Genomic DNA, 12,327 nt, shown 5'->3' with positions numbered 1-12,327 from the left:
TTCTTAAAGTCAGGGAATCATATCAAATTCTCTGGCTTTTTTGCTAAGTTCCAATACATTTTTAACCCCCATTTTTTTCATCAGATTAAAACGATGAACTTCTGTTGTTCGTTTACTAATTTCTAATTCCGAAGCGATATCCTTGTTAGTCATACCGGAAACAGCCAATTTCAAAATTTGATTTTCTCTTTTTGTTAAATCAAAAGGGTTTTTCTTCGCTTGCTTCACCTTTACATCCGACTTTTCCTCTATTTGATCTGCTTTTTTAGCACTACCTTTATTAAGCAAGTTCTTTACTAATATAGAAGAAACATCACCGCTAAAATACTTATTTCCTTTACTAACAGTAGATAAAGCTTTCAAAAACTCCTCTTTTCCTGCGTCTTTTAGCAAATAACCATCTGCACCAGCATTGATCGATTGTAAAATATACTCATCCGAGTCATGCATAGACAACATAATGGATTTAGAAGCTACAGATAATTCAGTTAGCTTCTCTACAGTTTCTATCCCAGACATTTCAGGCATTCTAATATCACAAATTACAATATCTGGATTTAGAGATTGTACCAAATCTATTGCATCCTTACCATTAGAGGCCTCTCCGATAACCTTATATTGTTCTTCATCTTCTAAAAGAGAACGAATTCCATCTCTAACCAAAAAATGATCATCCACTAATACAATACTTACCATTTTAACTCAATACTTAATTTGTGATTACTATAATTTACGTATCAATACGCCCTTCTATGAGTCAAAGATATGAATAATTCAAAAAAGGCTTCTAGAAATTGATAATCTTTGAAATAAAAATAAGTATTTTTATCTAAAAAACACAAAGAATATACGTATTAATACTTAGTTTTGAAAAGTTCAATTAATATATCAGCTAATAGGATTAATTGAAAAAACTTAGCAATGGTGTGAACAATTTATAACACACATTAAACAAAAACTTAAGAGATGAAAAACAAATTATTCTTTACCATACTATTAACGGTGATGGTATTTAAGGGAGAAGCGCAAGAGTTAAGTGTAGATGCTATGGTTCGACCTCGATTCGAATATCGTCATGGTTTTCAAGATGTTGCACCAGAAGATGTGGAAGGATCTGCCTTCGTATCACAACGTTCTGCCTTATTGGTTAAATATAGCGATTCCAAAATCACAACTTTTTTAGATTTACAAGGTACAAGTGTATGGGGTGATAGACCTCAACTTTCTACTGCTGATGACCAAGGAAATGGTGGATTTAGAGTAAACCGTGCTTGGGCATTACTTTCTCTCGGTGGCGGATGGTCCACAAAAGTAGGACGTCAATTCTTAAGCTATGACGATCAGAGAATTTTAGGGGCTCTTGGATGGGCTGATCAACAAAGAACTCACGATGCAGCTTTGATACGTTACAAAAACTCTGGCTTAAAACTAGATGTTGGTTTTGCGTTTAACCAAAACGGAATCAGTAATTTCGGTAATGTTTTCCAACCTTCAGGTGCTGGACAACCTGTGTTTCAGTATAAATCATTACAGTTTTTACACTTAAACAATAAATTCAGTGAATCATTTTCTGGAAGTTTTCTTTTCTTAAACAATCAGTTTCAAGCTCTTGACGGAACCGGAGCTGCTATAGACCGATTTATTTCCCGACATACCACTGGGGTTTACAGTAAGTACAAAAAAGGTGCATTTGGTTTAGACGGTAGTTTTTATTATCAGTTTGGAGACTTTACAGAAACAGTGAGTATTGGCGCTTACCAAGCGATGTTAAATTTAACCTATAAACCGGGTAAAACTTTATTTGGAATAGGAGCCGAAATTCTAAGTGGTAACGATCCTGATACTGCAGATAAAACGGAAGCATTTTTTCCGCTTTTCGGAACAAATCACAAGTTTAACGGTTTTCAAGACTTCTTCTACGTAGGTCGTCATGCAAACAATGGTGGATTATTAGATCTTAATGTTAAAGCTGTATTTAAACTAGGTGAAAAATCAACATTACTAACCAAAGCACATTATTTTTCAGGTTTAGAAGATGCTGCATTTAATGGAGCTTCATATGAAGCTGGCTCATATGGTACATCAGTAGATTTAGTGTTTACACAAAAAATTACTTCATATGCTAAATTAAACATAGGATATTCACAGTCTTTTCTTGATGAAGATTTTGCCAATGCAAGAGCTGGTGGAGAAGCTGATAGTATACAAAATTGGGGATGGGTAATGTTAACGGTAAACCCAAACTTATTTAAATGGAATAAATCAAAAGAATAAATCAACCGATTTTAGTTTATTTATGAAAACCTGCAATTATATTTTGCAGGTTTTTTTATGCATTATTTCGAATTTCTCAATGACAAACATATATAATTACGTAATTCTTATTAATTAAATACGTATTAATACTTAATTTTGAATTTTAAATACGTAACTAATGAAGAAGGTTGTAGTAATAGGTAACGGAATGGTAGGTTATAAGTTTTGCGAAAAGTTTGTAGCCTCAGAAAAGTTTAATGATTATAAGTTAATCGTATTTGGGGAAGAACCAAGACGAGCTTATGACAGAGTACATTTAAGTGAATTTTACGATGGTAAAACTGCTGAAGATCTAAGTATGTCAACAGCCAGTTGGTATGAAGAAAACAACATAGATCTTCATATTTCAGAAATGATTACTGAGATTAATAGAGAACAAAAAACAGTAGCCAATCATCGTGGTGACACTTATTCCTATGACTATCTTGTATTAGCTACTGGATCTTCCGCTTTCGTTCCTCCGATTGAAGGTGTTGATAAAGAAGGTGTTTTTGTATATCGAACAATTGAAGATTTAGAAGCTACAGAAGCGTACGCAAAAAAATTAAAAGCTCAAGGCAAAACAGAAGCTGCAGTTCTTGGTGGAGGATTATTAGGCTTAGAAGCTGCCAATGCAGTAAAAAACCTTGGACTAAATGCACATGTGGTAGAATTTGCTCCTAGATTAATGCCAAGACAATTGGATAAAGGAGCAAGTGATATGCTACAAGCTAAAATAGAAAGCTTAGGGTTACAAGTACATCTATCGAAACAAACAAAGTTTATACAAGGTGCAAAAGCGATTGAAGGACTACAATATATAGATGATACCGAATTAAAAGTAGATATGTTAGTCGTTTCTGCTGGTATAAGACCACGTGATGAAGTTGCAAAAGAAGCTGGATTAGAAGTAGGAACTAGAGGAGGCATCGTAGTAAACCAGCAAATGCAGACTTCGGATGAATCTATTTATGCCATAGGAGAATGTGCCTTATTAAATAGTATGATTTATGGATTGGTAGCTCCTGGTTATGACATGGCAGAAATTGCTGTTGATCAAATTACTGGCGGCACTCGTGAAATGCCCGAGTATATTGATATGTCTACTCAATTAAAATTGATTGGTACCGAGGTTGCTAGTTTCGGAGACGCACTAAATGAAGCAAAAAAAGAAGTAGATGAGATTACTTATAAAAATAAACGCAAAGGAGTTTACAAGAAAATCAACGTCTCTAAAGATGGCACTAAACTATTAGGCGGTATTTTAGTTGGAGATTCTTCAGATTACAACTCACTTTTCCAAATTTATATTAATGGCTTAAAACTTCCTGAAGAGCCGGAAGATCTTATCCTAGGAAGCAGAGGTATTGATGGAGGTGCTCTTTTAGGCGATGTAATGGATCTACCAGATGATGCACAGATTTGTTCCTGTGAGAGTGTTACCAAAGGACAAATATGTGGCGCCATAGAAAGTGGTGAAGCTAATGATCTTGGAGAAGTAATTTCATGTACAAAAGCTGGAACAGGATGTGGTGGATGTAAACCAATGGTAAAAGATTTAGTAAATGCTACTCTAACTTCATTAGGAAAAGAAGTAAAAGACAACATCTGCGAGCATTTTGATTATAACAGACAAGAACTTTATGATATTATTAAAGTAAAAGGTTATAGAACTTATGATGAAGTACTGGATACCTATGGTAAAGGTGATGGATGTGAAGTGTGTAAACCTGTAATTGCCTCTATCATGGCGAGTTTATACGCAGACACAGCTAATGAAGAAATAGCAATTCAAGACTCTAATGATCGTTTTCTAGCAAATATTCAACGAAATGGAACATATTCTGTAGTACCTAGAATTCCTGGAGGAGAAATTACTCCAGAAAAACTTATTGTTCTTGGAGAAGTAGGAAAAAAATACGATTTGTATACAAAAATAACGGGTGGTCAACGAGTGGACTTTTTTGGGGCTAGATTGGATCAATTACCGTTAATTTGGAAAGATCTAATAGACCACGGTTTTGAAAGTGGGCATGCATACGGTAAATCTCTTCGAACGGTAAAAAGTTGTGTTGGATCTACATGGTGCAGATATGGAATGGATGAAAGTGTGAGCTTCGCTATAGAATTAGAAGAACGTTATAAAGGATTACGATCTCCTCACAAAATAAAAGGAGGTGTATCTGGATGCATTAGAGAATGTGCTGAAGCAAGATGTAAAGATTTTGGTGTCATCGCAGTAGAAGGAGGATGGAATTTATACGTTTGTGGAAACGGTGGAGCGAATCCTAGACACGCAGAATTATTAGCAGAGCAAATAGATAATGAAACTGTAATCAAATACATCGACAGATTTTTGATGTATTACATCAGAACTGCAGCTCCGCTTGAAAGAACAGCAAAGTGGTTAGATAATTTAGAAGGTGGGATTGAGTATTTAAAAGAAGTTGTTGTAGACGATAAACTACAATTAGCGGAAGAGCTTGAAAATGAAATGGCAAAGCTGGTTGATTCTTTCCAATGTGAATGGACTCAAGCCATACAGGATGAAGAAATCATGAAACGTTTCAATCATTTTGTAAATAGTGACGATACCGATGATAACTTGGTATTCGTTCCATTAAGAGATCAAAAAATGCCACAACATTGGAAGTAGACTATCCAGGAAATGAGTCTAACAAGTATGTAAAATAGTAAGAGTATGGAAGAAATTTTAGAAATATACAAGACTACTAGTTTAGAGAGTGTAAAAGTTTGGTTTGAAGCAGCTAAAGTAGAAGATTTTCCAAAAAATGGAGGTGCTTGCGTTAAATACAAAGGAAAACAGATTGCTGTCTTTAATTTTGAAAGAAAAAATGCATGGTACGCGTGTCAAAATGTGTGTCCTCACAAAATGGAAATGGTTCTAAGTAGAGGAATGATTGGAGATCACTCAGGAATACCGAAAGTTGCTTGCCCGATGCATAAAAAAACATTTTCTTTAGAAAGTGGTGAAAATTTAAATGGGGATTTAGCTGCTATTGCTACATACCCTGTTAAGGTAGAAGACGGAACCGTATTTATCGGTTTTGAAGAATAATCAATATTATATTCCTTATAAAAGCCTTACATTAGCAAGTATTCTAATCATAGTTTACTTTTATGCCAACCACAAAATTAGACCAAGTTTTTTCGCTTATCGATAAATTAAATGCTCAAGATCCGAATACTGAAAATGTTAATAAGGAACAGGTAGCAAAAGAGTTAATTTATGGACAAAGAATGAGTGCTACACTTTCTAAGTTCGAAAAGACCCCTTCTGAAGCATTAGAAATAGCAGCTAGAGCTCAACATATATGTCGCTGGGAAATACCACGAAACCAGTATCCAATGGACCGTGTTGGCTATTTAAAATGGAGAGAAGAACTGAAAAAGTTTCATGCAGCTAAGACTTCTGAAATCATGTCAGAAGTTGGGTATGATCAAGAAATGATAGATAGAGTTTCATTTTTAATACAGAAAAAGAAACTTAAAAAAGATGAGGGAACCCAAATCTTAGAAGATGTAATTTGTTTGGTTTTTTTAGAGTTCTACTATACCGACTTTTTCGAAAAGCATTCTGACGAAAAAGTTATCGATATATTGCAAAAAACATGGAGAAAAATGTCTGAACGAGGACAGGAAGCGGCATTGCAATTATCCTATACTGAAAAAGGACTGGAATTGATACAAAAAGCGATCGGTTAATTTTGTTAAATTGAATAAATTAGAGTCACTAGATCTTCAAACGTTTAATCGCCTTAGTAAAATTTATATTATTGCGCTAGGCGCTATTGCTATTTTCACTATTGGAGGTCAGTTCTTTATTCAACGATATCTTAATTCTCAGATTGATGATTCTAAAATCATAAATATTTCTGGTAGACAAAGAATGTTAAGCCAAAAGCTTACTAAAGAACTATTACTACTTAGTAACGCTACCAATTCTATATCAAAAAAAAGATATTTGAATGACCTAGAAGCAACCATTAGTCTTTGGAAAACATCCCACGAGAGATTAAGACGCTATAATGATTCGATTCCTAAAGGTAAAAATGATAGTACCGAAATCAAGCGGATGTTCTTGGTTTTACAACCCTATTTCGAAACTATTTATGAAAATAGTTTGCAAATAGTTTCATTAGCCCGAAATGATTCCATTAACAATGAAATACTAACCCCATATCTAAATAGTGTTATCTTCAACGAACCTCTTTTCCTGAAACAAATGGATGCTATTGTATTTAGGTATGAAAAAGATGCACAAGAAAAAATTTCAAGCCTTAAACAGATAGAATATTTACTCTTTGGATTGATTATTTTAATCTTAGTCTTTGAATTTTTCCTATTATTTAGACCTGTAGCACTAAGTATTAAAAAGACCATATTTGATCTTCTGATCTCACAGAAAGATGCAACTGATATGGCTAAAAATGCTGAGAAACTGAGGAAAATTCAAAATGAAAATGTACAAGAACTTATTTCTTTAACCAAAGCATTAGATCAAACATTGCTTTACGCTAGAGTAAATGAACAAGGATTTATTAAAAATTTAGGTGAACGATTTCGAAAAGTTCTAAATGTAGATCAAAAAGTAGATCAAAAAAACCTTGTTGAACTTATGAAATTAAGTGAATTACAGACCAATAGACTTTTGCTTCTTATTGCACAAAACAAAGGTGGTGTTTTTAATGAAGAATTTGAATTTACTACAAGTGAAGGTCAAAAAATGTGGTTGGACATTTCTATCCTTAATGTATTTAAGGAATCTGGTAATAGTGAAAGGTTGGTTCTTTGTTCTGATATTTCTAAAAGAAAAGAAGCTCAATTAGAAATTAAAAGGTTAACAGATTTAGAATATCGCCAAAAAGAGGAATTACAAAAATCAAATGCCAGTCAGATAGTAGAAGCGCAAGAAGAGGAACGAAAACGAATTGCCAAAGAAATTCATGATAGTATCGGTCAAATGCTTACTGCATTAAAATTTAATATAGAATCGATTAACACGGAGAATGTAGAGAAAACAAATCAAAAAATTGAAGGATTAAAAAAATTATCCAAAGATTTGATTCTTGGGATTAGAACCGCAACCTTTAATCTTACACCTCCAGAATTAAAAGATTATGGTATTAGTATTGCCCTTCAGAAAATGGCAAAAGAATTAACCAAACTAACCAGCAAAAACATCATTCTCCAAGACACATCTGACACAGATATTCGTTTTGATTCGTTAGTCGAAACCAATTTATATAGGGTTACACAAGAAGCCGTAAATAATGCTATTAAATATGCTAATTCTGAATATATACTCATTAAAATAAATAGCTCAGAATCCGTTTTAAGTATAAGTATTGAAGATAATGGTAAAGGTTTTGATCTAAGTAAAATTCCGGATAAGCCAAAAAACAATGCCGAAGGTGGAATGGGTCTATTTTTTATGAAAGAGCGAATGAACTATATAAATGGTCGAATATTTATAAGTAGTACACCCGAAAAAGGAACAAGAATTACCTTAAATTACAATTTTAATAAATAAAATATATACTTTTACCCAGAATTATTCCCCAAAAAAGAAGAGTGAAAACAACAAAGGAAAACATAAAGTATTTAATGAACTGGGATTCCAAAAGAATTTGGAAGGAAGAGACCATTAGTAAAAAGTTTGTTAAATATCTTAAGGAAAAAGAGGTTGAAAAACTAATTTCGGACAACAAAACACAACTAGGAATTATTTCTGAAAGGGATGTAATAGATTGGATTGATCAAGAAGAGAATGACAGTTTTTGGCATAATGAAATGAAAAAACACATCTGCGAAAAAATAATCAAAGATGATGATGATTATTTTGTAGGTTGTGATTACGAGGATTTTGAAGGGTCTTACTTTTTTGTAGCTAGCTTATGGAAAATGGAAAAAGGAGAAAATCTGATAATTTTAGAACATTACCATTAACTTCTCCTTCTTTTAATTTTCTTCAAGGTAACGTTATCTTACCTATACGTTATTTGGATTTTTCTGAATCACATCATTTCGGTAATAATCTATAATACCGTCAATTGGTCTTCTTACGATATTACCAACCGTTAAATGATAAGGCCATACCGCTGCTCGGATAATATCCTCACTGAAATGTGCAATAGATCCAATGAAGTGTACTGGTACATTTTGTGCTTCAGGGAAACATAAAACCCTAGTTTCTACAAATTCCTGAATTCCTTCTGTAATAATTTTATAAAAGTATCCGTTACGTTCACTTGTAAAAATAAACTCTGCAAATGATGCTAGATAGGTATTAGGATTTTCCTTTTTATATAAATTTTCTTTTATAGTATCAGAGGAAAGGTCGAAACGTTTTTCAAACTCTCCTGCCACCTCCGGAGGCATCCTTTTATAATAATAATCTCTTATCAGCCGTTTTCCAAAATAGTTCCCACTAGCTTCATCCATTAAAATATACCCTAACGAATCTACGGCCATGTGTATATTATCACCATCGAAATAACAGCTGTTAGAACCTGTTCCTAAAATACACACAATACCAGGTTCTGTAGTTGCAGCATACACGGCTGCTACCATATCTTCTCTAACAATGACATCTGCATTGACAAAAAAGTTTTCAAACACTTTTTTTAGCATGGCAGCTGGTTTCTCCGTACCACATCCTGCTCCATAAAAGTGAACTGCCTCAATTGTTGTCCTATGTTCGATTAACTCGGCATTAGCCCGAACTCGCTTTTCTAACAAAGACTTTTCAAATACAGCAGGATTTAATCCTTCTGTACGCGTTTTAAACACGATTTCCCCTACATCATCAAGGAGAATCCAATCGCACTTAGTAGAACCACCGTCAGCTATTAAAATCATTTAAAAAAAATTTGTTGTGTGTGTATGTATATCTAAGAAAAAAGCCCCAATAACATTCCGAAATCAGGGCAATATCATATATTACTCCTTATAGATTTCCTACGTATGATGAAAGATCAACTAATTTAGATGAGTATCCATACTCATTATCATACCAAGATACCAACTTAAAGAAATTGTCGTTTAAAGCAATTCCAGCTCCCGCATCGAAAGTAGAAGTATGATCTTCTCCAACAAAATCTTGTGATACTACATCTTCATCTGTATATGCTAGTACACCTTTCAATTCGTTTTCTGAAGCCTTTTTCACAACTGCCTTAAGTTCATCATAAGATACAGATTTCTTAGTTCTTACAGTAAGATCTACCACAGAAACATCAGCCGTTGGAACTCTGAATGCCATTCCTGTAAGCTTTCCATTTAACTCTGGAATAACTTTACCTACCGCTTTTGCAGCTCCTGTTGATGAAGGAATAATGTTATTTAGGGAAGATCTTCCTAATCTAAAGTTCTTTTTAGATGGAGCATCTACCACTGCTTGTGTAGCTGTAGCTGCATGCACTGTAGTCATTAATCCTTCTTCTATACCAAAGTTATCATTGATTACTTTAGCTAGAGGAGCTAAACAATTTGTTGTACAAGATGCATTAGAAACAATAGTATCTGTTGGTTTAACATCTTTATGATTTACTCCCATTACAAACATTGGTGCATCAGCAGAAGGTGCAGAAATCACTACCTTTTTGGCTCCTGCTTTTAAATGAGCATCCGCTTTATCTAAAGTGGTGAAAATACCTGTACAATCCATTACTACTTCTACTCCAGCTTCGTCCCACTTTAAATCTTCAGGGTTTCTTTCTGCAGTAACACGAATTGCTTTGCCATCTACCACTAACTTCCCATCTTCTACTGCTATAGTCCCATCATACTTTCCGTGAACGGAATCGTACTCTAACAAATAAGCCAGGTGGTTTACATCTAACAAATCGTTAATAGCTACTATTTCTACATTCTCGCGTTTAGAAGCAATTCTAAAGGCAATTCTTCCAATTCTACCGAAACCGTTAATTCCAATTTTTAACGTACTCATACTTAATAATTTAGTTGTTTTTGATTTAAAACGTGGTTATATTTAAACTGAAGTTATATCAGCTACTTTTATTAATCTATCGTGTTTATGTGTTCTTTTCCCTAAAGCTGTGGTAAGCGGTACGATTGTAACCTGTTTGTGTACAATTCCGATCATTACCTGGCTTTTTCCCTCTAATAAAGTTTCTACGGCGCCTACTCCTAATTTGCTTGCCAAAACTCGATCATAACAGCTTGGTGCACCACCTCTTTGTATATGACCTAGTACTGAAACTCTAACTTCATAATCTTCCAAATTTTCTTCTACATATTCTCCTAATTCGAAAATATTCTTTCCGGACTTATCTCCTTCAGCAACTACTATGATACTAGATGTCTTTCCTGTTTTTTTACTTTTTCTAAGGGACTCTATAAGTCTATCAATCCCCATATCTTCTTCAGGAATTAGTATTTCCTCTGCTCCTGCTCCAATTCCTGCATTTAGAGCAATATCTCCTGCATCTCTTCCCATAACTTCAATCAAAAATAATCTGTTATGCGAACTTGCCGTATCTCGTATTTTATCAATTGCTTCTACAACCGTATTTAGTGCAGTATCATATCCAATCGTATAATCTGTTCCATTAATATCATTATCTATAGTACCTGGAATACCTACTACCGGAAAGTTGAACTCTTCTGATAATTTTAAAGCTCCGGTAAAACTTCCATCACCTCCTATTACTATAAGAGCATCAATGTTGTTTTTGATAAGATTATCATGGGCTTTTTTTCTACCTTCTTCTGTCCTGAAGTCATTGGAACGTGCTGATTTTAGAAAAGTTCCTCCTTTATTTATAATATTTCTTACCGAACGCGCATTTAGTTTTTCCATTTCGTTATGTATAAGACCTTCATAACCTTTATACACACCAAAACATTCAACCTCATAGTAACTACATGCACGAACAACTGCTCTAATAGCAGCGTTCATTCCTGGAGCATCTCCTCCAGAAGTTAGAACCGCAATATTTTTCACTTTTTCCATCATTGAAGCCAAATCTATTGTTATTGATCACAATAACCTAATTTGCCTAAAATCTAAAACGTTTTCGGTTAATAAATTCAGTAATTGCTGACAAAAAAGGTACGGTTTTAACATATTTACATCTAAAATGTTAAGGAATAAGTAAAATTTCAAAATTGTATAAACATGAGTATATTTCCTTTATAATTCATACAAAATCAAAAAACGGCTTACATTCATAAACCGTTCCTTAAAATTTTAAACTTAAAATTATAAACTTTATAAAATTTTTACTTCACAAATTGTTTAGTAACTATTCCATCTTGAGAGGTATAGGTTTTTAATAAGTAATTCCCTTTTGGAAACTTCTTAATATCAATTGTATTAGAATGATATGTTCCTAATAATTGAAAGTTTAAATTATAAATTTCATGTTTTTCAATTCTTCCTTTATATTCTACATTAAGAATATTACTACTAGGATTTGGAAATATTTTAAGATTATTCTCTGGAGTAGTATCTACCGCACCTGCATTATTATCTTTAGGTAAGATATCACCATCTTTTCCAAAAGCACCAGAAAAAATAGTATTTACTGCACTACTATCTAATCTAGATGGTGAGCAATCTTGCATTTCTATAGCAGTCCAACGAATCACCCAATCTCTATCCTGAGCCGTACTTGCTCTTAAAGGATTAGGAAAATTAAGAGATCCGACAGTAGGCAAATCAGATGGAGCATCTGTCCATCGCAGATATACTCTAAAACCAGTTGGTGTTGTATTATAAATTGAAGGAACCCCAGAAATATACCAATGAAACCCTTTGTTACTTGTGGATTCCAGGGTTACTAAATAATGAGGTGTCGTAGTAAAACCACAAGATTTCGTATCTACATCTACATAGATTCCCGTCGTGTTGTAATCAACCCAATCATTTGGAGATGTTACCCCTTGACCAATTTTAATTTGCGCATTGATCACCGAAAAATTAAAAGCGAAAAAACAAATGAATAAAAGTGTTTTAAGAGTTTTCATAATTAAAATGAAGTTTAA

11 protein-coding genes are annotated in these 12,327 nt (G+C 33.6%); 6 read left to right on the top strand and 5 right to left on the bottom strand.

From position 1 onward, the window contains the following. Nucleotides 1-9 precede the first annotated feature (9 nt). Nucleotides 10-696 carry a response regulator gene (locus tag ACWNT5_RS15545; protein WP_456517852.1) on the bottom strand — a complete coding sequence of 229 codons (687 nt, stop codon included), beginning with the start codon at nt 694-696 and terminating at the stop codon, nt 10-12. A gap of 270 nt (nt 697-966) precedes the next feature. On the opposite strand from ACWNT5_RS15545, the gene ACWNT5_RS15540 reads away from it, so the two are divergent. The 6 genes from ACWNT5_RS15540 to ACWNT5_RS15515 all read left to right on the top strand — a co-directional run bounded on the left by ACWNT5_RS15540 (nt 967) and on the right by ACWNT5_RS15515 (nt 8,265). Beyond that, on the top strand, nt 967-2,274 hold the full coding sequence (locus tag ACWNT5_RS15540) for an alginate export family protein (RefSeq protein ID WP_456517851.1): 1,308 nt from the start codon (nt 967-969) through the stop codon (nt 2,272-2,274). Nucleotides 2,275-2,434: 160 nt separating this feature from the next. Further along, nucleotides 2,435-4,951, top strand: coding sequence for a nitrite reductase large subunit NirB (gene nirB / locus ACWNT5_RS15535; RefSeq protein ID WP_456517850.1), 2,517 nt, complete (start codon nt 2,435-2,437; stop codon nt 4,949-4,951). A 45-nt stretch (nt 4,952-4,996) separates the two neighbouring features. After that, on the top strand, nt 4,997-5,374 hold the full coding sequence (gene nirD / locus ACWNT5_RS15530; RefSeq protein ID WP_299607061.1) for a nitrite reductase small subunit NirD: 378 nt from the start codon (nt 4,997-4,999) through the stop codon (nt 5,372-5,374). 62 nt (nt 5,375-5,436) lie between these two features. Further along, nucleotides 5,437-6,021 (top strand): DUF4202 domain-containing protein, encoded by a 585-nt coding sequence (locus ACWNT5_RS15525; protein WP_456517849.1) that lies wholly within the window; start codon nt 5,437-5,439, stop codon nt 6,019-6,021. Between the two features lie 10 nt (nt 6,022-6,031). Beyond that, nucleotides 6,032-7,849: a sensor histidine kinase gene (locus ACWNT5_RS15520; protein WP_299899182.1), complete on the top strand. Its 1,818-nt coding sequence runs from the start codon at nt 6,032-6,034 to the stop codon at nt 7,847-7,849. 41 nt (nt 7,850-7,890) lie between these two features. Then, nucleotides 7,891-8,265 (top strand): hypothetical protein, encoded by a 375-nt coding sequence (locus ACWNT5_RS15515; RefSeq protein ID WP_299899180.1) that lies wholly within the window; start codon nt 7,891-7,893, stop codon nt 8,263-8,265. A 42-nt stretch (nt 8,266-8,307) separates the two neighbouring features. Here the strand turns inward: ACWNT5_RS15515 and ACWNT5_RS15510 are convergent, their stop codons facing one another. The 4 genes from ACWNT5_RS15510 to ACWNT5_RS15495 all read right to left on the bottom strand — a co-directional run bounded on the left by ACWNT5_RS15510 (nt 8,308) and on the right by ACWNT5_RS15495 (nt 12,309). Next, nucleotides 8,308-9,177, bottom strand: coding sequence for a BadF/BadG/BcrA/BcrD ATPase family protein (locus ACWNT5_RS15510; RefSeq protein WP_456517848.1), 870 nt, complete (start codon nt 9,175-9,177; stop codon nt 8,308-8,310). A gap of 88 nt (nt 9,178-9,265) precedes the next feature. Continuing rightward, nucleotides 9,266-10,267, bottom strand: coding sequence for a type I glyceraldehyde-3-phosphate dehydrogenase (gene gap / locus ACWNT5_RS15505; RefSeq protein ID WP_299607056.1), 1,002 nt, complete (start codon nt 10,265-10,267; stop codon nt 9,266-9,268). Between the two features lie 42 nt (nt 10,268-10,309). Beyond that, nucleotides 10,310-11,296, bottom strand: a complete 987-nt coding sequence (gene pfkA / locus ACWNT5_RS15500) for a 6-phosphofructokinase (RefSeq protein WP_299607055.1) — start codon at nt 11,294-11,296, stop codon at nt 10,310-10,312. Nucleotides 11,297-11,562: 266 nt separating this feature from the next. Continuing rightward, a complete protein-coding gene (locus ACWNT5_RS15495; protein WP_456517847.1) occupies nt 11,563-12,309 on the bottom strand; it encodes a T9SS type A sorting domain-containing protein in 747 nt (248 codons plus the stop codon). Nucleotides 12,310-12,327 lie beyond the last annotated feature (18 nt).

It is taken from the genome of Aquimarina sp. 433, assembly GCF_054054605.1.
Note: the sequence above shows the minus strand (reverse complement) of the source record. Positions and strands in the feature narration are given on the sequence as shown.

What these genes read in the sequence shown, in the direction of transcription:
- nirD (WP_299607061.1), top strand. Translation starts at nt 4,997, where the DNA reads ATGGAAGAAATTTTAGAAATATACAAGACTACTAGTTTAGAGAGTGTA.
- ACWNT5_RS15510 (WP_456517848.1), bottom strand. Translation starts at nt 9,177, where the DNA reads ATGATTTTAATAGCTGACGGTGGTTCTACTAAGTGCGATTGGATTCTC.
- nirB (WP_456517850.1), top strand. Translation starts at nt 2,435, where the DNA reads ATGAAGAAGGTTGTAGTAATAGGTAACGGAATGGTAGGTTATAAGTTT.
- gap (WP_299607056.1), bottom strand. Translation starts at nt 10,267, where the DNA reads ATGAGTACGTTAAAAATTGGAATTAACGGTTTCGGTAGAATTGGAAGA.
- pfkA (WP_299607055.1), bottom strand. Translation starts at nt 11,296, where the DNA reads ATGATGGAAAAAGTGAAAAATATTGCGGTTCTAACTTCTGGAGGAGAT.
- ACWNT5_RS15525 (WP_456517849.1), top strand. Translation starts at nt 5,437, where the DNA reads ATGCCAACCACAAAATTAGACCAAGTTTTTTCGCTTATCGATAAATTA.
- ACWNT5_RS15540 (WP_456517851.1), top strand. Translation starts at nt 967, where the DNA reads ATGAAAAACAAATTATTCTTTACCATACTATTAACGGTGATGGTATTT.
- ACWNT5_RS15495 (WP_456517847.1), bottom strand. Translation starts at nt 12,309, where the DNA reads ATGAAAACTCTTAAAACACTTTTATTCATTTGTTTTTTCGCTTTTAAT.
- ACWNT5_RS15545 (WP_456517852.1), bottom strand. Translation starts at nt 696, where the DNA reads ATGGTAAGTATTGTATTAGTGGATGATCATTTTTTGGTTAGAGATGGA.